19 protein-coding genes are annotated in these 22,698 nt (G+C 57.9%); 8 read left to right on the top strand and 11 right to left on the bottom strand.

Annotated features, from left to right (window positions below):
- The first annotated feature begins 229 nt into the window (after positions 1–229).
- The 3 genes from C4J94_RS27340 to C4J94_RS27330 all read left to right on the top strand — a co-directional run bounded on the left by C4J94_RS27340 (position 230) and on the right by C4J94_RS27330 (position 5,231).
- Complete coding sequence (locus tag C4J94_RS27340; protein WP_124388872.1) at positions 230–1,840, top strand: hypothetical protein; 1,611 nt, start codon at positions 230–232, stop codon at positions 1,838–1,840.
- 261 nt (positions 1,841–2,101) lie between these two features.
- Entirely contained in the window at positions 2,102–3,808 is a 1,707-nt protein-coding gene (locus tag C4J94_RS27335) for an ATP-dependent endonuclease (RefSeq protein WP_124388871.1), read from the top strand.
- On the top strand, positions 3,801–5,231 hold the full coding sequence (locus C4J94_RS27330; protein WP_124388870.1) for a UvrD-helicase domain-containing protein: 1,431 nt from the start codon (positions 3,801–3,803) through the stop codon (positions 5,229–5,231). The genes C4J94_RS27335 and C4J94_RS27330 overlap by 8 nt, the downstream gene beginning before the upstream one ends.
- A gap of 231 nt (positions 5,232–5,462) precedes the next feature.
- Here C4J94_RS27330 and C4J94_RS27325 read toward each other — a convergent pair whose 3' ends face one another.
- Both C4J94_RS27325 and C4J94_RS27320 read right to left on the bottom strand, forming a co-directional pair.
- On the bottom strand, positions 5,463–6,662 hold the full coding sequence (locus C4J94_RS27325) for a hypothetical protein (RefSeq protein ID WP_256657617.1): 1,200 nt from the start codon (positions 6,660–6,662) through the stop codon (positions 5,463–5,465).
- A gap of 160 nt (positions 6,663–6,822) precedes the next feature.
- Complete coding sequence (locus tag C4J94_RS27320; RefSeq protein WP_124388868.1) at positions 6,823–7,719, bottom strand: hypothetical protein; 897 nt, start codon at positions 7,717–7,719, stop codon at positions 6,823–6,825.
- Between the two features lie 588 nt (positions 7,720–8,307).
- Here C4J94_RS27320 and C4J94_RS27675 point away from each other — a divergent pair.
- From C4J94_RS27675 to leuD, 4 genes are all read left to right on the top strand, one after another.
- The gene (locus C4J94_RS27675) at positions 8,308–8,463 is read left to right on the top strand and encodes a hypothetical protein (protein WP_164485601.1); all 156 of its coding nucleotides are present in this window, start codon (positions 8,308–8,310) and stop codon (positions 8,461–8,463) included.
- Positions 8,464–8,578: 115 nt separating this feature from the next.
- Positions 8,579–8,944: a hypothetical protein gene (locus tag C4J94_RS27315; protein WP_124388867.1), complete on the top strand. Its 366-nt coding sequence runs from the start codon at positions 8,579–8,581 to the stop codon at positions 8,942–8,944.
- 230 nt (positions 8,945–9,174) lie between these two features.
- Positions 9,175–10,596, top strand: coding sequence for a 3-isopropylmalate dehydratase large subunit (leuC, locus tag C4J94_RS27310; protein WP_124388866.1), 1,422 nt, complete (start codon positions 9,175–9,177; stop codon positions 10,594–10,596).
- Positions 10,593–11,207 (top strand): 3-isopropylmalate dehydratase small subunit, encoded by a 615-nt coding sequence (gene leuD / locus C4J94_RS27305; RefSeq protein WP_124388865.1) that lies wholly within the window; start codon positions 10,593–10,595, stop codon positions 11,205–11,207. The genes leuC and leuD overlap by 4 nt, the downstream gene beginning before the upstream one ends.
- A 60-nt stretch (positions 11,208–11,267) precedes the next feature.
- Here the strand turns inward: leuD and C4J94_RS27300 are convergent, their stop codons facing one another.
- The 9 genes from C4J94_RS27300 to C4J94_RS27260 all read right to left on the bottom strand — a co-directional run bounded on the left by C4J94_RS27300 (position 11,268) and on the right by C4J94_RS27260 (position 20,478).
- On the bottom strand, positions 11,268–12,182 hold the full coding sequence (locus C4J94_RS27300; RefSeq protein WP_124388864.1) for a LysR substrate-binding domain-containing protein: 915 nt from the start codon (positions 12,180–12,182) through the stop codon (positions 11,268–11,270).
- Between the two features lie 88 nt (positions 12,183–12,270).
- Positions 12,271–13,575, bottom strand: coding sequence for a dicarboxylate/amino acid:cation symporter (locus C4J94_RS27295; RefSeq protein WP_124388863.1), 1,305 nt, complete (start codon positions 13,573–13,575; stop codon positions 12,271–12,273).
- Positions 13,576–13,662: 87 nt separating this feature from the next.
- Entirely contained in the window at positions 13,663–14,547 is an 885-nt protein-coding gene (locus C4J94_RS27290) for an alpha/beta fold hydrolase (protein WP_124388862.1), read from the bottom strand.
- A gap of 249 nt (positions 14,548–14,796) precedes the next feature.
- Entirely contained in the window at positions 14,797–15,729 is a 933-nt protein-coding gene (locus tag C4J94_RS27285) for a phosphatidate cytidylyltransferase (RefSeq protein ID WP_124388861.1), read from the bottom strand.
- A gap of 1 nt (position 15,730) precedes the next feature.
- A complete protein-coding gene (locus tag C4J94_RS27280; protein WP_124388860.1) occupies positions 15,731–16,351 on the bottom strand; it encodes a 1-acyl-sn-glycerol-3-phosphate acyltransferase in 621 nt (206 codons plus the stop codon).
- 9 nt (positions 16,352–16,360) lie between these two features.
- The gene (locus tag C4J94_RS27275) at positions 16,361–16,804 is read right to left on the bottom strand and encodes a hypothetical protein (RefSeq protein WP_124388859.1); all 444 of its coding nucleotides are present in this window, start codon (positions 16,802–16,804) and stop codon (positions 16,361–16,363) included.
- Positions 16,794–18,092 (bottom strand): phosphatase PAP2/dual specificity phosphatase family protein, encoded by a 1,299-nt coding sequence (locus tag C4J94_RS27270; RefSeq protein ID WP_124388858.1) that lies wholly within the window; start codon positions 18,090–18,092, stop codon positions 16,794–16,796. Before C4J94_RS27270 ends, C4J94_RS27275 begins: the two co-directional genes overlap by 11 nt.
- Before the next feature lie 2 nt (positions 18,093–18,094).
- Positions 18,095–19,843: a bifunctional alpha/beta hydrolase/class I SAM-dependent methyltransferase gene (locus tag C4J94_RS27265; RefSeq protein ID WP_124388857.1), complete on the bottom strand. Its 1,749-nt coding sequence runs from the start codon at positions 19,841–19,843 to the stop codon at positions 18,095–18,097.
- A gap of 11 nt (positions 19,844–19,854) precedes the next feature.
- Positions 19,855–20,478 carry a CDP-alcohol phosphatidyltransferase family protein gene (locus tag C4J94_RS27260; protein WP_124388856.1) on the bottom strand — a complete coding sequence of 208 codons (624 nt, stop codon included), beginning with the start codon at positions 20,476–20,478 and terminating at the stop codon, positions 19,855–19,857.
- Positions 20,479–20,789: 311 nt separating this feature from the next.
- Here C4J94_RS27260 and hflK point away from each other — a divergent pair, with 311 nt between their 5' ends.
- Positions 20,790–22,694 carry a protease modulator HflK gene (gene hflK / locus C4J94_RS27255; protein ID WP_124388855.1) on the top strand — a complete coding sequence of 635 codons (1,905 nt, stop codon included), beginning with the start codon at positions 20,790–20,792 and terminating at the stop codon, positions 22,692–22,694.
- Positions 22,695–22,698 lie beyond the last annotated feature (4 nt).

Here is a 22,698-nt window from a genome sequence, read left to right as displayed (position 1 = left end):
TGATCATCGGGCCACATGTCGGCCCTTCACCTGGCTCCGGGCGTCTAAAGCAACACCTTGCAGGCGCCCAAGATTCGACTATTGTGACATTTTTCTGGTTTTCCGCTGACTCGGTTCCAGGAAGACCTTGTAAATTGGGCTTTTCATAGAATACAAACAGCAAGCAGAACGGCACTTGTTTACAAGTTATATAAATAGCGCTGTGTGACATAGGCATTACGGAGGCGAAATGGCGAAGGATGCGGTAGCGAAAATTCTGGCTAAGAACGGCCCGATGCTGAGCAGTGAGCTCGCGAAGATCCTGGAATCTCAATACAACCTGGCTCCTACGGCCGCTCGCAAGCGGGTCGAGCGGGGCTGTGAAGATATGAGAAAGCTGAGCCACCTAATCTTTCCTCACCGTGCCCGCTTTGTGTATCTACGATCCGATTACGGCTCGCGGAAATTTTTTTCCAATCTGATTGATGCTCTTCAGCAGACGAATAGCGCCTACTACTCAGCCCTCCAAGCCTTGAAAATGCGCTCTAACTTCATGCTGCGGTCTCATTTCCTTATCGCCTGTGGAGCGCCGGTAGCTCAGTTGAAACACGTCTCGGCCGAAAGTCTGCTTGAACGGTTGATCAGCGCGAGTCTGGTCAAGGAGGTAGCACTGCCGGGAGGGGATACATGCGTCGTGAGATGCGATCAAGAAATGCCCCTCCAGGACGGGATCACGCTGGCCAAACTCAAGGCTCGAAACATTGCAGAGCGACTGGCGCTGATCGCGGTAAAGGACTGGGCACGAAAATTGGGGCTGGTGAGCTACGAGGCCGTCAAAACCCGTGAGGACGATGGGCTAGAGAAGATGCCGCAGGTAGGTACGTTTCAGTGGGATATGGCGGGTCCATCATTTCTGTTTCCGATGCGTTCGTATTCTGAGGCTGCCGGCGTTAAGGGCGGATTTTTTGTCTGCGACATTGCTTTGAATGGACGGGTAACTGCGGAGGAACTGAGTGCATTCGTCAAAAAATGCGTGACGCTGCGCAGCCTTTCAAAGGTAAGCCGCTGTCTCCAGGTTTTTGTAGCTGAAGAGTTTTCCACCGAAGCGTTCTCGCTCTTAAAAGCAGAGGGCATCATTCCTGCCACTACCGAAAGCCTTTTCGGCCTGGAGGTAGCCAGAGCTCTGAAGAGCCTGTGCTCATTACTCGAAAACACGGCCAAGCTCTTGGACAGCCCTGAGTCACTGGATCAGGTTTTCAACGTGCTTTCGCGGATAGAGGGCGCCGGGTCTACTTTGCGAGGAAGTTTGTTTGAGTTTGCAGTTGCTCACATTGCCAAGTCCACGTTCCCGGGCGGCGATCCTGAAGTGAACAGGAAGGTTAAGGACAGCCTTGGCCGGCAGGCCGAAATTGACGTCTTGGTAGTCAGGAGGTATCAAGACGTGGTGTTCATCGAGTGCAAGGGAGTACATCCCTTGGGCAATGTAGATGACGCAGAAGTCGCCAAATGGCTCGACAAGCGCATTCCCGTACTCCGCGAAGTGGCTAAGCATCATTCCGAATGGGGATACCTGCCGCAGCGGTTTGAAATCTGGAGCAGCGGAAATTTCACTCCCGAGGCGCTGTTACTGATCTCAAATAGAAACCTTGAAACCGATAAGTACGAAATCGTCGCCAGGAACGCGGATTACGTTTTCGAGCAGGTTATGGCAAGTCACGATGCTGGTCTGATCCGTACCTACGAACAGCACTTCATCAACCATCCCATGAGAGAGGTTGAGTTGAGCAGGGACCGAGCTGCAAGGAAAGCCGAACGAGAAAGAAAGCGAGCCCGCGTGGAACAGAGGTCTTCACCTGCTTAGGAATTGCGAGGACGCTCCAAGCCGAGCTTGATGCAACGAAAGCGGCTCAAGAAATTCAGATACATAGAGCTGGTGTCGGTAAAGCATGCGAGCTAACACGATCCCAAACGAATTATTACGATCAGTTCCCCCGACTCGCAGGATGTATCTATGATGAGTAACGGCGAATGGCCACTCCCGCTGCATTCCTGGGAGCCAGGTGAGGCGCTACAACTGCGTTTCGCCGTTACTCATAGATGACGTTCAGAAGGATGCTGGCTGGTGAAAATCAGAAAGATCGTGATCAAGAACTTCCGCGGAGTGAAAACGCTTGATTGGAATGTGCCAACCGCTGACATTTTTTGTCTCATAGGTAAAGGTGACTCCTCCAAGTCCACAATTTTGGAGGCCATCCGTTACACATTCCATCCCCAGTGGAATCTGGCCCTCAGCGACTCAGATTTTTACCAGTGCAAAATCGCTGACCCCATCATCATCGAGATTACGATCGGGCATTTGGCCGCAGACTTTTCTGCCCTTAATAAATATGGGTTGTACCTCCGGGGTTGGGATGCGGCAGCTCAAAAGCTGCTTGATGAGCCAGATGATCATCTGGAAAGCGTATTGACCGCCCGGCTAACCGTTGAGAAGGACTTGGAGCCGAAATGGGCTGTGGTGTGCGATCGCAACCCTGACGGGGTGCCTTTTAAACAGGCAGATAGAAACAAGGTCGGGGTTGGCCTCATCGGCGTTTTCAGCGAACGAGAGCTTTCCTGGGCAAACGGAACTGCACTTGCCAAGCTTACTGCGGCGCAGAGCTTGAGCGAGTTATTGGCCAATGCATCGAGGACTGCCAGGAGTTCGCTCGATGTCGACCGGGCTGTCTCCCTGACAAACTTCGACACTGCAGCAACCAAATCGCAAGAGATTGCGAAGCTCTTAGGTGTCCCTGTACTTGATGCCTATAAGGCCCATCTTGACTTGGCGTCCATCAACCTGAAAGTCGGCGGTCTTTCCCTGCATGACGGCGAAATCCCATTGCGCCAGTTAGGTCTGGGATCTCGCCGGATGCTTCAGTGTGGAATCCAGAAAGCGGGCCTGGAGGATGGCCATATCACCTTGTTCGATGAGTTGGAGTTCGGCCTCGAGCCCCATCGCATTACGCGTCTCATCAAGCACATCAGGGAGGACAAACGCGGGCAGTATTTCCTAACTACCCATTCGCCCATGGTGCTTCGCGAGCTCACGGTGCAGGACCTTCATATCGTCCACAGCAAGGGCGGGGTCGTGACGATCGTCTCCGCTGCCGAGAAGGGCCTCGAAGAGCATGAGGTTCAGGGTAAGATTCGCTCTAGCGCTGAAGCTTTCTTGGCCAAAAAGGTTGTCGTATGTGAAGGCGCTACCGAGGTAGGTTTCATAAGGGGCTTAGACGATCACCAACTCGAAAATGGGCAAGATCCATTGTCATATCACGGTGTGGCGTTGCTAGACGCTAAGGGAGCCAGCAAAGTGAAGGGCATGGCTATTGCCTTTAAAAAGCTTGGCTATGACGTGTCGGCACTAGCTGATGGCGATGCCGAGAAGCAGTTCTCAGCCGCTGATGCTGCTGGGCTTGTTGCAATAGGAATTCCCACCTACGTCTGGAACGACAAACTTTCGCTTGAGGAGCGGGCTTTTGTGGATCTGCCCTGGGCTTCCGTAGTTGCCAGCTTGACGCTCGCCCAAGTCGAACTCTTCTACCCGGTATACGATCAAGTGCGATCGCAGTATCAGGACGTTTTGGACCCTGACATCAGCGAGTGGCGGGATAGCCCCAAGCTGCGGACTGCAATTGGTGCTGCAGCAAAGAGCGCGGGATGGTTCAAGGATACTACTAGAGGCGACCTGTGGTTCAAGGCGGTGAGTACCGCTTTCAACGATCCCGGATTCGGCAAAACAAATCTCGCCTTAGAGTTGGGAAGGCTTTGGGAGTGGGCGAAGCGTGTCTGAAGACCTCGCAATCAAGCTCAACGACTGTACCTCCAAAGGTTATGTAATCGCGCCTGCGGGGTTTGGAAAAACTCATCTCATCGCAATGGCGGTGCGAGCGTCAGGTGGCCGGCAGCTTATCCTGACGCACACTTTTGCCGGCGTGAATTCGATAAAAACCAAAATGGCGGACTTGGGCGTTCGTGCTTCCCAGTTCCAGGTCGATACGATTGCTAGCTGGGCACTTCGACTCTGTCTGGCGTACCCGAAAGCATCTGGTTGGAAAATTGAAAACCCGACCAGCAAGCAGTGGAATAAGTTGTACGAGTGCTGCTCCCATTTGCTCGGAAAGAGGTTCATTCGTGAGGCCGTGTCGTCCAGCTACATAGGTCTCTACGTCGACGAGTACCAGGACTGCTCCGACGTACAACATGATCTCGTCTGCAACCTGGCAGAGTTTCTTCCAAGCCGACTGTTGGGAGACCCCCTCCAATCCATATTTGATTTTGACGATGGCAAGCCCGTTGATTGGGAAGTCAGCGTCTACCCCAAATTTGATTGCTTGGGACAGCTGGAGGTCCCTTGGCGGTGGGTCAAGGCGAAGAGTCCGGAACTTGGCGAATGGCTCAAAAATGTGAGGCGAAAGATCGAGCTAGGCCAAAAGATTGATTTGCTGGCCCAGCTACCACCGAGCGTGATTCGTACCTACACCCAGCCCGAGTACCTCGCCGCTAAACAGTACACGGCGCTTTGTGGGATGCTGAACAATAATGAGAGCGTCATCGCTCTGCACGGCGGGGACAGCCAGTCCAAGAATAAAACTCACCTCTTGGCGAAAACCATGGCCGGACGTTTTTCCTCAATCGAGGAAATCGAAGGTAAAGATCTGCATTCGTTTATCAAAAAGCTTGTTGCCGTCAAGACTGTTCAGGCGGGGTTTCTCCTTGTAGTGAAATTTGCGATGAAATGCCTCACTGGTGTACCCAGTGCGTTGACGGCCGGAACTAGGCGAGGCGAAGTAACCAAGCTGCGCAGGACCACTAAATACCCTTTGGTCCTTCAAGCTGCAAATGACTATCTGACTGACCCGTCCAGCAGCCATCTTAAGGCCTTCTTCGAAACGTTGAAGAGCAACCCCGAAACATCAGCCTATCGCCGTGACTTACTCTATCGTTTCTTGAACGTGCTCAAGATTCATATTGATGGTCAAGCCACGACGCTCGTTGAGGCTGGCATTCTTTATCAGCGTGAGATGAGGCATTCGGGCCGACCGATCAACCACCGCAAGCTGATTGGTACTACGTTGCTGGTTAAAGGCCTTGAGTATGACCACGCCGTCATTCTTGATGCCGACTCGCTTGATGCGAAGGATTTGTACGTCGCGATGACCCGAGGAGCGAAATCTCTCACCATCATCGGGACAGTTCGACACTTGCCAGCATAAGTCATGACTTAGGGCAATCCGGTAGTTGTTGAGGGGAATCGAAAAGGGGCCAACCAAGCCACGCTTGGTTGGAGGTGCATTCGTGAGTTTCGTGGGCCAGCCCTCATCGGTTTGATCAGGGCCAGTTTCGCGTCATATGGCGTGGGCGTAGCACGAGACGGCTACCCACGACCTACCCCTTACGACAGTGAGCTATACTCTCGCCAGTAATGCGAAATAACCTCCTGCCTTTTATATGTCCTTTTTCAATACCAAGACACATAGAAAAAGCGTCGCCTTAATAATGTGGTTCACACTATGAACCTCTCTGAATAGGAGCAGTGACTTTCTAATGAAACTCATGAATTGGATTTCATAGCACTTCTCCCGGCTCATGCCTTCCTTGCTCGGATAATACGTGATGCGTTGACTTGATTCCTTGTAGTCATACTTGTAGTGAGCGATCGCATTCCTAAGTTTGTTATCGATGGCATCGAGGTCTATTGCATAAAATGATTTGTCTATAAAATCGATTTTGTTGCCCAGGTCGACGTTGGCAAAGGCGTCAAGGCTTTCCAGCCCGGGCCTAATACCCTTTTTGGTATGCTTTAAAGATGGTTCGAACTGGTTGCAGTCACCACGTTTCAGTAGATTGTTGATACCAGCAATAAGTGTTATTTGACGTGAGAATACTTCAGCAAGGTCTTTGTAAAAATTATTGCAAGTTTCAAAGTCTGCAGTCGACATCCTGGCTGGAATATCACCCAACTCTTCTGTATCTGCGTAGTCATAGAAGAGGGCGGGCCGAAACGCGAGGTCCATCGAAACTAATTTTGGATATAAAGACAGGCAGTCGTTGTGTAAATTCTTAAGGAAGCCATTGCTCAAAATACTGTCGATGAACTCAATGGTTTTGTCGCGGTGATTGTCAAGTAGCCAGTAATAAATTTTAGGAGCCACATCACTGATCTCAGCGTTATGCTCATGTATTGTAAATGGCGAGGACATTATTGAAGTCGCAGAATACAGTGCTGCCAAAACATCTTGCTTCTTTCTGGATGTTAAAGTTACTCCTGGAATCCTTGCACAAACTTTTTCAAAACTATCAAGATCACCTCTTTTGTACTGGGTAATGAGGCTGAACAGATCTCGTTGAACTGGATGGAGGTAATTCAGCATATGCAGTCGCTGATTAAGATGTGAGTACGCTCCCATACCGAGCTCTTGAGTCACACGAAGAAACGTAGTCATCCCCATCTTGTACTTCCCAACATAGACAGGAAAATCTAGGTGGAGGTCTACGAAAGGCTTTTCACCCTTGAATGGAGCCTCAAAACCCTCGACCTTCTCAGCCCCCTGCAGTTCGGCGTCAGCTTGCCCGAATACAAATGAAATCCTTTCCTCACATTTGGGGCAGGCGAACTGGAAGGGTTGGACGTCACGATTTGACATCCCTATCCGACAGTCGATTTCAGTCCCGCAGGTGATACACCTAAAACACTCACAAAGATTCATCTTGGCTCCCTATTATTCCCAAGACATGCCTCATTCCTAACTGGGGCATTCAGCCGGGGGTTAAGGGCCATGCCAATGCCCAGCAGCTGAGCCTTTCTTATGAAATTAGCTGCTCGCTTTGCTTTGGAGTCATAAAAGTGTGCTGCTGCATCCAGTCAATGCTGGAAGGCGATCTACCAGCGCGCAGTGGGTATAGCCAAGACGCCTGACTGCAATGTTTGAGATCAAGGTAGTAATTGGGGTGGTGGTCCCACATCGCAGATTCGTCAATCGGCGCCTCACAGTTGTATTCGTTGAATTGCAAGTTTTGATTCTCATTAAGAAAGTTGACGAAACCTTCTAGGCAGCTATGGCCACCACCACCCATACGACCATTTAGATAAAAGCGACCGCTATACCCCGCGGCAATGCTTAGTTTGTCGTCCTTGCATCTGAACATCAGCAAGGTACCGTCATGCCGGCTTAAATTACCTTCGGCATCCTCAGGGGTGCAGAGCCGGACCAGCTTAATATTGATACCGGTGTCCCTGATAGCTGGCTCGAAAAACTCGCGATAGTCCCCGCCAATTTCTGGGTATGGAAACATAGAGCTAGAGCCGTTGATAAGCCACTCCAGACTGCACCCGTAGCGCTCGGCGATACGTTTCGCCAGATCAAATGGCAGCGCTTCACGACCGTCGATGCAGTTCATCAGCGTTGCCGGCGACGGTTCCCCCAAGGCTAGGGCCAAGTGAGGTAAATCGCTGCGCTCGCCCCAGGAAAAAACGTTGTCTTCGCGCAAGCGCGCAAATAGCTTTTGCAAGCGCTGGCCTGTAGAGCGCTGCCAAATTTCACACAAGGAGGCCGCCTCAGGCTCGGCCGCTTTGAGAGATTCAAGGTAGCGCGCGAGGCCAAACCGGGTTTCCCCCTCTAGCGAGCGTTCATGCCTGGCAGCTGACTGGAGCAGCAGCTGGTGCAAGTTATCAGGAAAGTCGCGAACGCTTAATCTGGCCATGGACGATACTCGCTGTCATTTTGAGGGCATTTTGCTGGTGTGTCGGCATAATATCGGCAAAATGACAGCAAGCGCTACCTCTTGCGGTTTGGCTTGGATAATCACCTTGCTGATGCCCAAATAGCAGATTGAGTAAGAGGCGGGTTTGCATCCGCCGTCCTCTAGTTGAGGTCTATGCCGAGTTTATCCGCTTGCCAGCTCAAGGCTGACGCACCTCCAAATTGGGGTACGGTACCCGACCGCGACAACGAGCGGGCTCAGTTCTAAACCCAAATCCATACTCGAATAGATTAGCAGTCTGTGGTCAGCGAGCAGCAAAGGGCTAAGATGACTGCTGTTCGATTACAGAATTGAGGGTGATCAACATTCGATGTGATTCCTCTCCAGTAGATGATCGCACTGTCCCATCAGCGGAAATAACTGGACCGTTCCTAACCCAGCATTGGCGTACCTCTCATATGACCTGAAAGGTGCTCACCTGGACCGTGTTGGCTGTGCGCTTTATAAAGGTGCGTTACTTTCGGAAGGAGTGGTTTTTCCATCGGACATCCGACGCCGCGACGGAATCTCGATCGTCGGAGCTCCATTGTGCTTGCGCTCGGCGAATTTGCGGTTTTAGATAAAAAACTATCTGAAATCAATAGCTTGCATGCTTCCGACAGACTTTATTTAGTAGGTCTAACGACACCACCTCATAAAAATGGTGTTGCGACAGACTTTATTCCTGATAAACCCATCGGCTAGCCCCCGTAATTGCTGGGCTCGATCCGACAGACTTTATTCAGTAGGATCAAAAGGGGCTGTTTTCAACGGCCCCTTTTTTACGTTTTGGATTCGCCTAATTCAAGGATGCGTACCGATGCAACACCCTTCTGCTACTGTCCACGCACGTTTGCACAATCGTCGGTTTGCGGTCGCGGACAACGCCCGAGGGTTGTCCGGCACCGGCACCGTGTTTCATTACCAAATCGAAGACGGCGTGATTTCGAGCACTTACCAGGGTGGCCGAATTCGCGCGGGCACGCAGGTCGGGCGGGTGAGCGGTGCAGAGACCATCGAGCTGCTATTTCAGTGCGTAACCCTGGAAGGTGAACTGCTCGCGGGGTGGTCACGTGGCACGGTAGGCGTGGATCACGCCGGGCGCACGACGCTGAGTTTCGTTTGGGGCTGGCTATCGGGTGCGACGGGAGGCGGGGAGTCGAGCTACGTCGAAATCATCGCTTAAAGAGCCCGCAGCCGCATTTACTGTAGGAGCGAGCTTGCTCGCGAAAAACCTGAGAACGCCACATAGCACCAATCTCTGCGCGTTACGTCCTTCGCCAGCAATCTGCTCCTAGGGGGATTTGGCCCGTCGGTGATACACGAACTGTAGAGCCATGTATTCCAGAGATGCTCTTGATGACCACTCCCCGGTCCCTATCCTGTCGAAGGTGTCCCCGTGAGTGAGAACGCTTAATGAGCAGCCCCAAAACCCTCTATCAAAAGCACATCGATGCGCACACGGTCTGCTCGCTGGACGAGCAGGGCCATGTCCTGTTGTACATCGATCGTCAGGTCATCAACGAATACACCAGCCCGCAGGCGTTCAGTGGTCTGCGTGAAGCCGGGCGCCAGGTATGGCGTCCTGGAACGGCGTTGGCGGTCGTCGATCATGTGAACCCCACCGCGCCTGAACGTACCGCCGTGATGCCCGATGCGGGGGGGGCACGGCAAGTCTCCTACCTGTCGCGCAATTGTCAGGATTTCGGTATCGAGCTGTTGGATATTCTGGATAAGCGTCAGGGTATCGAGCACGTTATCGCGCCCGAACAGGGGTTCATCCTTCCAGGGATGGTGATTGCGGCGGGTGACAGTCACACCACCACGTATGGCGCCCTCGGTGCCTTCGGGTTTGGCATCGGCACGTCGGAAATCGAGCACCTGCTGGCCTCGCAAACCCTGGTCTACAAACGCCTGAAAACCATGCGGGTCAGGGTCGTGGGCGCCTTGTCGCCGGGCCTGACATCCAAGGACATCATCATGGCCCTGATCGGCCAAATCGGCGCCTCCGGGGCCACGGGGTTCGCTATCGAATTTGTCGGTTCAACCATTGATGCCCTGAGCGTCGAGGCGCGCATGACCATCTGCAACATGGCTGTTGAAGCCGGCGCGCGTGGCGCGTTCATGGCGCCGGACCAGAAGGTGTTCGACTACCTCGAGGGTAAGCCGCGCGCGCCCAAAGGCGAGCAATGGCGCCGAGCAGTGGCCGTGTGGCGCAACTTGCACAGCGACGAGGGTGCCGTGTTCGATCATGAGGTTACGCTGGACGTCAGCACGCTGCTGCCGATGGTCACATGGGGCACGAGCCCTGATCAGGTCGTCGCTATTGACGGGCGCGTTCCAGACCCGCTGCAGGTCAGCGACCTGATTCTGCGCCGGGACATGCAGCGTGCCCTGGCCTACATGGGGCTCAAGGCGGGCACGCCTCTGAATGAAGTGGTGATCAGCCATGCGTTCATCGGGTCGTGCACCAATGCCCGTATCGAAGACCTGCGCGATGCCGCCCGCGTAATCGGCGGCAGACGCGTGGCCCCGCACGTGCGTGCGATGGTCGTGCCGGGTTCCACCGAAGTGCGCGATCAGGCCGAGGCTGAGGGCTTGGCCGCTATTTTTCGGGATGCGGGGTTCGAATGGCGTCAATCGGGCTGCTCCATGTGCCTGGCCATGAACGACGACGTGCTCGCGCCCGGAGACCGTTGCGCCTCCAGCACCAACCGCAATTTCGAAGGCCGCCAGGGCGCCGGGGCACGTACGCACCTGATGAGTCCGGCAATGGTGGCAGCCGCTGCAATAAGCGGGCATCTGACGGATGTTCGGCAAATCGGGGAGCGCGTATGAGCAACCATTCCTTTACCCACGTCACCGGCACAGCGGCGCCGATGTTGGCGGCCAATATCGACACCGACGTGATCATGCCCAAGCAGTTTCTCAAGGGCATTGACCGCAATGGTTTGGAACAGGGGCTGTTTCATGACGTGCGCTTTTTGCCGTCAGGGCAGCCAGACCCTGCCTTTGTGCTCAATATGCCCCCCTGGCAGAGCGCATGCTTTTTGGTGGCGGGCCCCAACTTTGGCTGCGGTTCCAGTCGCGAGCATGCGGTCTGGGGCCTCAAGCAAAGGGGCATTCGCGCGCTGATCGGCAGCCGCTTCGCGGGTATTTTTTACGACAACTGCCAGCGTAACGGTGTGCTGCTGATCAGCCTTGAAGCCGCCACCGTGCAGCGCATCGGCGAGATAGTCGGGCAGCCACAGATGGCTGAGATTTCAATCGACCTGAACGAACAAACCATCCTGCTGCACGGCGGCGAAGTGGTTCCCTTCCAGATCGATACCCTGCGCAAAACCGCACTGTTACTCGGCCTGGATGCCATTGGCAGTACCTTGCAGCGCAGCGATGAAATTCGGGCGTTCGAGCGCGAGTACCTGGCTGCTAACCCATGGCTGTCGTGACGAGATGGCCGTCTCGATAGCCGTGCTGGCTGGCGCACGAACCTGTGCGCCTTGCTTGGCTCAAATCGACAACCCTGCAAAGTGCGCCTGCAGAAATTCGACACAGGCCCGCAGCTTTCCCGAGTGAGCAAGCCGCGTGGGGTAGACGGCCCACACATTGGCGCTTTGCCCATAGTCATGCAGTACCTGGACCAGCTCGCCCTGTTCGAGCAACGGTTTGGCGTCCCACAGCGAACGCAGCAGCACTCCCCGCCCGTGCAACGCCCACTGCAAGACAATCTCGCCGCTGTTGGATGACAACGGCCCTCCCACCCGCACGCTCTCCTGCTTGCCGTCGCGCTCCAATACCCAGACGCCGAAGGCGTTGTCGCGCTCCTTCAAGACCAGGCATTCATGGTGCTCGAGGTCACTCAACTGTGTGGGTGCCCCGTGGCGTTCCAGGTAGCTGGGGGCGGCGCACAAAATGCGGCGGTTGCTGACCAGTTGACGGCCGATGTGCTGGCCGGGAATGTCGTCGCCGACACGAATTTCCAGGTCGAACCCTTCGCTGACGATATCCACCACCCGATCGAACAGGTCCAGGCGGATTTCCAACTCAGGGTAACGATCAGCCAGCAGCGCCAGGGCAGGTGCCACGTGATTGCGGCCAAAGCCGAAGCTGCTGCAGATATGCAATCGGCCACGCGGGCTGTCATGGGCGTCGACCAACTCATCGGCCAGGTGCTGGAAGTCCTCCAGAATGCGCGCCGCCCAGTCCTTTACCCGCTCGCCATCGTCGGTCAGCGTGACACGTCGACTGGTACGGTGCAGCAAACGTGTCGCCAGGGTATTTTCGAGGATCTGGATACGCTTGCTGACGTAAGCCGCCGACACGCCAAGCTCATCGGCGGCCGCGGCAAAGCTGGCCTTGCGGATCACGGTCAGGAACACCCGCAGGTCTTCGGGAAGGGGCATCGAGTCTTTCTTGTAGATCATCAAAAGAGCTACGTGGCGGCGTGAACCGCGAGGATAACATCGCCTGGAAGGACGGCTGTTGCGCCCATTCATGCGCCCACTCATGCGCTTAGTCGGCGGTGACGTGCTCCGGCTGATTCAGCACAGCGGGCACGCTGCGCTTTGTCGCCACTGGCGCGAGCAGACGCCGGTCCAGTTCTCCTTCCCAAGCGGCGATCACCAGTGCCGCTACCGCGTTGCCTATGATGTTGGTCAGTGAGCGGCACTCAGCCATGAAACGGTCAACACCCAGAATCAGCACCATGGCGGCCACTGGCACGGTAGGCACTACGGCCAGGCTGGCAGCTAGGGCTACGAAGCCCGCACCGACCACCGCCCCTGCGCCTTTGGACGTCAGCATGGCCACCGCCAACAAGGTGAGCTGCTGCTCCAGGCTCAAATCGGTGTTGGTGGCCTGAGCCAGAAACAGCACGGCGAGCGTCATGTAAATGTTGGTGCCGTCCAGGTTGAACGTATACCCGGTGGGCACCACGATGCCCACGACGCCCTTGGAAGCGCCCAGGCTCTCGAGTTTCTGAATGATCTGCGGCAGCGCCGATTCCGAGGAACTGGTGCCCAGCACGATCAGTAGTTCGGCCTTGATGTAGCCCAGTAGCTTGAAGATATTTACCCCGGCACAGCGAGCGATGCTGCCCAGTACAACCACCACAAAGAACAGGCCTGCGATGTAAAAAGTGCCCACCAGTTTCAGCAGCGGCAGCAGTGCGCCCAACCCGTATTTGCCAATGGTGAACGCGATAGCCCCGAAGGCACCAATGGGCGCAACGCGACTGATCATGCCGACAATACGAAAGAACACCTCACTGGCCTGGTGAATCACGTTCACCAGCGGGCGCGCTTTCTCGCCAACAATGACCAGCGCCACACCGAAGAGGATCGAAACGAACAGTACCGGCAGTATTTCGCCCTGCGCAAAGGCGTTGAAGAAGGTCGTAGGGATCACGTGAAGTAGAAAGCCGACAATGCCTTCGCCATGTTCGGCCTGCCCCACAAAGCCGGCGATCGCCGAGCTGTCGAGGGTATTTACATCGATATTGAACCCCGCGCCAGGGCGTATCAGATGCGCAGCAAGCAGCCCGATCATCAACGCTACGGTGGACACTACCTCAAAGTACAGCAGCGCCTTGCCGCCGACGCGACCCACCTGCTTGACGTCGTGCATGCTGGTGATACCCGATACCACCGTACAAAAAATGATCGGGCCGATGATCATTTTGATGAGTTTGATAAAACCGTCACCCAGGGGTTTGAGGTCGACCCCTACCTGGGGCCAGTAATGACCAACGGCAATGCCCAAGACAATGGCGATAATCACCTGTACATAGAGCGTTCTCAGCAGTTTTCTTATTGTCATTGTTATTATCTCCAGGCTTTTTTCGGGCGAGCAAAAGCGCTCGAAGGCACTGGCTGTGCCTGCGAGGCGGTTTTTCCAGTGGCTTGGCTACATCGGTCTTGCGAAAAAGCTCAGTACTTCTTCAAGCAATAACTCTGGCACTTGCTCAGCGATGTAATGGCCGCAAGGCAACGCTTTGCCGCGTACATCGGTTGCTACCTGCCGCCATTCCGTGAGCGGATCGAAACAGCGCCCCACGGTGCCTTCGGCGCCCCATAGCACCAACAGCGGCTGCGTTAGCTGGTTGCCGGCGTTGATATCCACGCGATCATGTTCCAGGTCGATACCCGCCGAGGCGCGGTAATCCTCGCAAATGCCCCGTGCGCTGCCGGGCAGTTGCAGGCATCGCAGGTACTCGCCGAATGCCTCTGCGGTGAAGGGCTGCAGGCCAGCACTGCGGCTGCCCATCACACTGCGCAGATAGAGCTCGGGGTTGGCCTCGATAAGGCTCTCCGGCAACGGCGCCGGCCGGATGAGGAAAAACCAGTGCCAGTAGGCACGGGCGAAGGCTTCGTTCGTTTGTGTGTACATCGACAGGGTAGGGGCGATATCCAGCAGCACGATTTGCTTGATCGCGCGGGGATGGTCGAGGGCCAGGCGGTGCGCCACTCTCGCCCCACGATCATGGGCAAGCACGCTGAACTGCTCAAAGCCCAGCGACTTCATCAACTCAACACTATCAAGCGCCATCTCACGCTTTGAATAATTTGAATGCTGCGCATCGGCAACCGGCCTGTCGCTATCGCCATAGCCACGCAAATCAGCGGCGACCACGGTAAATTCAGCGGCCAACCGTTCGGCGACCTTGTGCCAGATGACGTGGGTCTGAGGGTGGCCGTGCAAAAGCAATAGCGCCGGACCGGTGCCACCGATGCGGTAGCTGATGTTCAGGCCATTGACCTGGCGCTGTTGTTTCTGGAAACCAGCAAACATGATTCGACTCCATGAGGGGGCTGGCTGAATCCTGGGATCAACCGAACCCCGCCGCAATAGGCCAAGCGTGGAAGCACGGTTTATGAACTGTGTACCAAGTGACCCGGAAAGCACCACAAAACCAATGTGGGAGGGGGCTTGCCCCCGATTGCGGTGTATCAGCCAACCCGTCCGGTGACTGTTACTCTGCCATCGGGGGCACGCCCCCTCCCACATTTTGTGCTTCGTTGGTCTTGAGAGGGCTGGAGATCAGGTCCACCAGTAACGCACCAGGTGGAAGAAGATCGGCGCCGCGAAGCACACCGAATCCAGTCGGTCCAGCATGCCGCCGTGGCCTTCGATCATATGCCCCCAGTCCTTTACGCCGCGATCGCGCTTGATCGCCGACATCACGATGCCACCGGCAAACCCCAGCAGGTTGATCAACAGCGCGATCAAGAACGACTGCCAGGGGTTGAACGGTGTGGTCCACCACAACGCTGCACCGATCAGGGACGACAACAGGATCCCGCCGACAAAACCTTCCACGGTTTTGGACGGCGAGAGGTTGGGTGCGATCTTGTGTTTGCCGAACAGCTTGCCGCACACGTACTGCAGCACGTCCGACAGTTGCACCACGATCACCAGATAGGCGATCAGCAGCAGGTTGCGGCCCTCATAGCCCGGGATGTCCAGGGTCAGTAGCGCCGGGACGAACGACACGCAGAACACCGCGATCATCAGCCCCCATTGCACCTTCGATGCGCGCTCCAGGAAGTGGGTGCTGTCGCCGCCCAGCGAGGCGAGTATCGGTAGCAGCAGGAACACGTAGACCGGGATGAAGATCGAGAACAGCCCGTACCAGTCGGCGTAGATCAGCACGTACTGCAGAGGCAGGGCGAGGTAGAACGCTGCTACCAGGGCGGGGTAGTCGCTGCGCCGGGTCGGTGTGAGGGTGAGGAATTCGCGCAAGGCATAGAACGACACGGCATAGAACAGCAGGATCACCGCGCCGGTGCCAAGCCAGAAGGCAATGCCGATCACCAGCACCATCACCCACCAGGCGTTGATGCGGGCGTTGAGATTGTTGATCACTGCATTGGGTGTGCCACGGGTGCGCAGCTTGAGGATCAGGCCGATCAGGGAGGCGGTCACCAGAATCGCGCCGATCCCGCCGAATAACATCAAGGTTTGGCTATCCATCTCAGGAATGCTCCGGGGCGAGGGCGAGCAGGGCGTCGCGGGTGCGGGCTAGAAACGCGGTTTTGTCTTCGCCTTCTTCCAGGTGCAGTGGCGCGCCGAAGCTGGTGGTGCATAACAAGGGCAATGGCAGGACGCGGCCTTTGGGCATGACGCGGTTGAGATTGGCTATCCACACCGGAACCAGCTCGGCCTGTGGGTAACTTTTTGCCAAGTGGTACAGGCCGCTTTTGAACGGCAGCAAGCCGTCCTCCAGGTTGCGCGTTCCTTCGGGAAAGATGATCAGCGAGTCGCCGCCTTCCAGCGCGGCCAGCATCGGCTGCAGGGGGTTATCCACAGGCTCCTTGCGCTCACGGTCAATCAGCACGCCGTTGAACACACGGTTGATGATGTAGCGGCGCAGCGCGCTCTTGTTCCAGTAGTCGCTGCCGGCCACGGGGCGGGTGAATTTGCGCAGGTTCTGCGGCAATGAGGCCCACACCAGCACAAAGTCGCCGTGGCTGCTGTGATTGGCGAAATAGATGCGTTGCACCGGCACCGGAGCGCAACCCAGCCACAGGCTGCGGGCGCCTGTAACGGTGCGGGCCATGGAGGTAATCAGCGTGGCGACTACGGGTTCGAACATGGGAATTCCTTATCCGGCGAAAGGTAGCCAAGGGCTGGCAAGGATCACGCCCAGGGTCAGCAGCGCTTGGGCGCCGAGTAACCAGGCTTGCTTGCGCAGCAGTTTAAGTGCACCACGACGGCGTTCGGCCCACGGCCGGCCGGCGCGCTTGGGCGATTGCAGGCCAAGGGTTTGCAGGGCCTGGTCGAGGTCGGCCGTGCGCTCGGTGTCGCGGGCCAGCACGGCAAACAAGTCGGCGTCGAACGCAACACGCAGCGCCCAGTATTTCTGCAAAAGCCCGAGGATGATCATCCACAAGGCAAGCAGCAGGCAGATGATTGAAACACTCGGCATCAACAACTGGATAAGGCCGAACAGCACGCCCACCAGTGTCAGCCCTGTGGATAACTGGTCCAGCGAACGTCCACGGCGCAGCAGGCTGGCGACCACTTGCAACTCCATATCAGCGGGCATGGGGCAAACCCTCCAAAGCTAAACGGTGTGCGGGATGCAGGACCACACGGGCCCGCGCTGTACGAATAATAGTCAGCGCCTGATCCACCGTCGTCGCGCGCCCACTGTGCAACAGCCAGGCCGCAATGGCCGTTGCGCTGCGCGAGTAGCCCAGGGCGCAGCACACCAGCAGCGGGCCATTCGAGCGCAAGCGTTCGATGGCTTCGGCGGCTTGCCGGCATTCGGCGGCGGTTGGCGCAATCAAGTCCAGCACAGGCATGCACTGATAGGCACGGCCCTGTGGATGAATCGGCAATTCGGCGCAGAGGTCGACGATGGCCGTGAATGGTTGCTGCTCGCTCCGCGCAGGAATTCGCCCTAGCCAAACGTTATCCACAATCAGGTCGGGCTGTGGATGGCGCCACGTCCACAGCCGCGAATTGATCCAGGCGGCGGCCAGGTAGGGTGCATACAGCCAGCGCGCCGCAGGCGTCAGCCGGCCATCGTTGCGTTTCTGGAAACCCTCGGCGCCAAGCAGCCAGTAATTGGCTGCCACCAGCGCGAGGGACACCGCCGGCCATAGCAGCCATAACCCCCAGCCGCCCAGGGTCAGCGCCAGCAACACCATCGCCAGCGCGCCCAGGCCATAGCGTGCGCCCAGCCAACCGCGTTTGCGGTCCTGCGTCAGTCGCGCGCTGAGCAGCGGGCTCGCGTGTTCCACCGGCCACAGCCACACACACAACCAACCTGCGAGGGCGCCTGTGGGTAAGTCGACAAAGTGATGTTGATAAGTGGTCAGTACCGAAACACCGATCAGCGCAAACCAGCCGTGTACCACCCAGCGCCAGAAGCCCTGGGTATGGCGCTGGTACATGACCCACAGGATCACCAGCAGCGCGATATGCAGGGAAGGCGCCTGGTTGAATGGCTTGTCGAAGCCGGCCAGTACGGCGAACAACCAGCCGAACACACCATCCAGCTCTGGCCGTTCGAAGGTGAAGCGCAGCGGCCAGATCAGAAAGCAACTGACGGCAATCACTTGGGCCGTCAGCAGGCGCAGGGCGTGTTGCCTGAGTTCGTGGCGGGTGCTCGGCAGCAACAGGGAAAAACCGTAGAGCAGGTCGATGGACCAATAGGGCACGATGGTCCAGGCCCAGAACGGCATATGGGTTTCCCAGCCGAACACCAGCGTGCCCACGTCGCTGCGCTGGTTGGTCACCCAGGTGGCGAGGCCGTAGGTGCTGAAAAACAGCGGCGCCAACAGCAGCAGCCACAGCAGCGCGGGTTTGAACAGGCCGGGTTCGCGCATGCTCAGATCTTCTGCGCCAGGGACACCGTGAAAATGCCCCATTCATCCACGCGCTGGGTGATCTTGCGAAAGCCCGCCGCCTCCACCAGCTGGTCCATTTCCGCCTGGCTGCGCCGACGCATCACCCAGGCCTGGCCCTGGCGGTGGCTGGTCAAGGCGCGGGCGATCAGTTCCAGCTGCGGGTGCCACGGCTGGCCGGTATAGACCAGATAACCGCCGGGCTCCACCGCTTCGGCCAGGCCCGCCAACGAACCGCCGACCATGGCGTTATCGGCAAACAATTCATAGAGGCCGGACACCACCGCCAGCGTCGGTTTCGGCTCCAGCGCTGCCAGGTTATCCCGGTCGAACGCATCGCCTTTGACGAACTGGGCGATATCGCCCAAGCCTTTCTCACGGATCAAGGCGCCACCGTCGCGCACGTTGATGTCGCTGTAGTCGCGCAGCAGGATCGATTCCGGCAGCGGCGACACACCCTGCAACGCCTCCAGGATGTAACGGCCATGGCCGGCCGCAATATCGACGATACGCACTTCGCGCTCGTCCGCGCGCAATTTGGCCATGGCCAGGCGCAGCAGTTCTTCGACGTTCAGCTTGCGCTGACGGATACCGCGCCAGCCAATCGAGTTGAGGTAGTTGGTGTCGATCATCCGCCCCAGCGCGCCTTTGCCGGTGGGCGTATTGCGGTACACGTAATCCAGGGTGCTGCCGGAATCGAAACCGGTGTCGAAGCCCAGTTTCACCCCCTCCGACAGGTTCTTGCCCAGGCCCATGCTGGCACGGGTCATGCGCCAGTACAGGTCGCGCAGGGAATTGCGCGGCAGCGGTGCGGCGAGGGCCTCGGATTCGGCGCAGGTGGCGCCTAGTTTGTCGGCGGCCAGCAGGGAGGCGCGGTCCAGCGGCTGCTCGAAGTTCTGCAGGATGAAGCGCCTGGCGCTGTTGACGGCCAGCACGCGGTCACGTTCGCCGAGGGTGTCGTGAAAGAAACCCGGGAGGATATGCAGCTCTTTTTTCAGGCTGCCGAGACGGTCGAAAAACTGCTGCTGGGGTTTGCGGTGCACCACGAAGTCGGAGCCGGAGATCAGCAATTGGGTTGGCACCTGAATCGCCTGGGCGTCGGCGACCACTCGGTCAGCCGCTTCGTACAGGCCCAGCAGCACATTCACCGAGATGGCCTTGGTGATCAGCGGATCGCTGTCGTAGGACGCCACGCGCTCGGGATCATGGCTGAGGAACTTGGCCTTGACGTAGCTGTTGACGAAAAAGTTGCCGCGAAACCTGCGCATCAGTGCCAGGCCCGGGCGGGCGAAAGGCACGTACAGCTTGACCTTGAAGGCAGGGGAGGCGAGCACCAGGGCACGGATCTTCGGTGCGTAATCATGCACCCAGGTGGCCGCAATCACCGCACCGACGCTTTGGGCGACCACGGCAATGTTGTCCTCTGCGATAGCGTAGGAGGCGCCTATGTGGTCGTGGAAGGTCTGCACGTCGCGGGCGCTGGTGGCAAAGCTGGGGCTGTCGCCGCGCTCGCCGGGGGACTGGCCGTGGCCACGGGCGTCCCAGGCGAAGAAGTCGAAGTCGGGCAGGCCCAGTTCATCCACAAGGTGTGCGATACGCCCTGAGTGCTCATGACCTCTGTGGAACAGCACAACAGCCTTGCGCGGCCCGGCGCCTGTCGTGGCCGGCCAGTGCCGGTAAAACAGCTCGACGCCGTCATGGGTGCTGAAGCTGTGTTGTTGCTGTTCGCGCATCGCAAGCATCCTTATGCAATCGGTGAGGTTTCTGAGTGTTCCTTGAGGCCCTGACGCACCCGGTTGACCAGGGTGTACGCCAGCAGCGCGGCGACCAGCCACATCACCGTGTCGACCCAACCGGCGCCGAGCCAGCCCAGCGCCACGCCCGTGGCCAGCACCCCAAGCACGAAGGCTCGATCGCTTTTGCCCATCGGCCCGTCATAGCGGCGCGATGCACCCACCATCGGCCCCAGCACGCCGGCGTATTCGCTGAACACCGCGAGCAGGGTGACCAGCAGCACAGGCGCCAGGCTTACGCCGGGGATCAGCGCAAACGGCAGAATCAGCGCGCTGTCGGCGATCACATCGCACAATTCATTGAGGTAGGCGCCCAGACGGGATTGCTGGCCGAATTCCCGCGCGAGCATGCCGTCGATGGCGTTAAGCGCCATGCGCGCAATCATCCACAGCGGGATCAGCGCAAACAGCCAGAGGTGCTGGGCGAAGGCGGCGATCAGCAGGCCCACCAGCACCGAAATCACGCCGGCCAGTACGGTGATCTGGTTGGCAGTGGTGCCGTTGTCATAGAGGCGCTGCACGAGGGGACGCAGCAGGTTTTGAAAGCGCGGTTTGAGCTGATAAATGGAGATCATGAAGGGTGACGCTTCCTTGTCCGTAGAGCCGCGAAAAACTGTTCTGGAGTGTGCCGATTAATTCTGACGTGCACCAGTGATGTCTCGTGTTTATAGGGGGTTAGTCACAATTCAGGACAGGCCGGAAGACAAATGTGGGAGGGGGCTTGCCCCCGATGGCGCAGGGTCAGTTGATAAAGGTGCTGGCTGATCCACCGCTATCGGGGGCAAGCCCCCTCCCACAGGGGATCGGCACTGCAGCCAAAAGCGAACAAAAATTTCACGCTCCGTGTTATATCGTAACGAATTATGTACAAGCGGGCGTTGAGTGGATGCAAGTGGATCTAGAAGCTGACGGCGCTTCGGTTGAAGGCCTGCCGCGTTTTCAGCAGGGGCTGTTCCATGCCCGTCGATTGCGGCAAGCCGGCATCAGCCTGACGGCCCTGGCCATTACCGGTTGGGTGCTGGCGCTATTTGTGGCGCTGTTTGCACCTGAATCGATCTGGCCGGTGGTGTTGGTCAACTGCTCGTCGGCCTTGTTCGTGCTGGTCGCCGGGTTGCAATCGGCGTGGTGGGTCGCCGATTGGCGTGCCCAAGTGTTGGAAGAACCGGCGATTGAAGCGCCGGTGGCCGATACGGGCCGCTACGGGCGTCTGGTGGAGCGCATTGGCAAGCAGATCGGCGCGCCGGTGTTGTGGCTGTGCGGTTGGTCATTGCTGGCGCTTATCAGCGTCGTCCAATTCTGGAACCTGGCGCTTCCTGCTGCGGCCGTCGGTCAATCCGCCAGCATCGGCGCGGCGTTGGGGTTGGCGCTGGCGTTCGGGTTGCTGGTGTTCGAGCGGCGCATGGCCCAGGAAACGGCCGCGCAATGGCCGGAAGCCGCGCAACTGGCGCAGTTGAGCCGGGTAACAATCATTTGCCTGGTGGTCAGTGCGGTGTGCCTGTTGTTTGCCGGCGCCCAATCGGTGTGGCCGCTGCGGCTGGCGACACTCATCGGCCTGTTGCCAGCACTGGTGGCGCTGGAGTTTCTGCTGCGTGGCGTGTTGTCACTGTTCAGCCCGCGCCAGCCGCGCGTTGAACCGCGCCTGATGGCGCAGAGTTTTGTCGCCGGCCTGCTGCGTTGGCCGCCGCAACCTTTGCAGGCTTTGCAGCATGAATTGCACAACCGCTTCGGCATCGACCTGCGCCAGATCTGGGCATTTACCTACATGCGCCGTGCGTTCCTGCCGGTGCTGCTGGTGGTGCTCGCGGTCGGCTGGGCGCTGACCGGCGTGCATGAAGTCCCGCTGCAGGGCCGTGGGATATATGAGCGTTTCGGCAAACCGGTCGAAGTGTTCGGCCCGGGCCTGCACGCCGGGTTGCCCTGGCCGCTGGGCCGCGTGTTGAACGTGGAGAACGGCGTGGTGCACGAGCTGGCGACCAGCGTCAGCGAAAGCGCCGCAACCGCGCTGGCCAGTGCCGAAGGCCCGGCGCCTTCGATCGCCAACCGCCTGTGGGACGCCAGCCATGTGAATGACAAATCCCAGGTCATCGCCAGCAGCAGCGGCGACAAGCAGAGCTTCCAGATCGTCAATATGGACGTGCGCTTCGTCTACCGCATCGGCCTGACGGACCACGCCGCGCTGGCCGCCACCTACAACAGCGCCGATGTGCCGACCCTGATCCGCAGCACCGCCAGCCGGATTCTGGTGCACGACTTTGCCTCGCGCACCCTGGATGAATTACTCGGCGAGCAGCGCACCCGCCTTGCTGATGAAATTGGCCGCAGCGTGCAAGCGGACCTGCAGAAGCTCGACAGCGGTGTGGAAATTCTCGCCACGGTCGTCGAGGCGATCCACCCACCGGCCGGCGCCGCCAATGCCTACCACGGCGTGCAAGCTGCGCAGATCGGTGCCCAGGCATTGATCGCTCGCGAGCGCGGCGCGGCCAGCGAGCAAACCAACCAGGCGTTGCTGCAAGCCAGCACGGCCCGCGACCAGGCCCAGGCCACCGCGCGCGAAGTGAATGCCGGTGCCCAAGCGGCGAACCTGCGGTTCGTTGCCGAACAAAAAGCCTATGCCACGGCGGGCCGCGCCTTCGTGCTGGAGCAGTACCTGGGCCAACTCAGCCAGGGCCTGGCCCACGCCAAACTGCTTATTCTGGATCATCGCCTGGGCGCCGACAGCGCACCGACGATCGATCTGCGATCTTTTACCTTGCCGGCCGATCCCTCGGTGCCGCGTAAAGCCGTTCAATAAGGAG

Origin of the sequence: Pseudomonas sp. R5-89-07, from assembly GCF_003851685.1 — a bacterium.
GTDB lineage: Bacteria > Pseudomonadota > Gammaproteobacteria > Pseudomonadales > Pseudomonadaceae > Aquipseudomonas.
The sequence above is the reverse complement of the archived record's forward strand: the minus strand, read 5'-3'. Positions and strand labels throughout refer to the sequence as shown.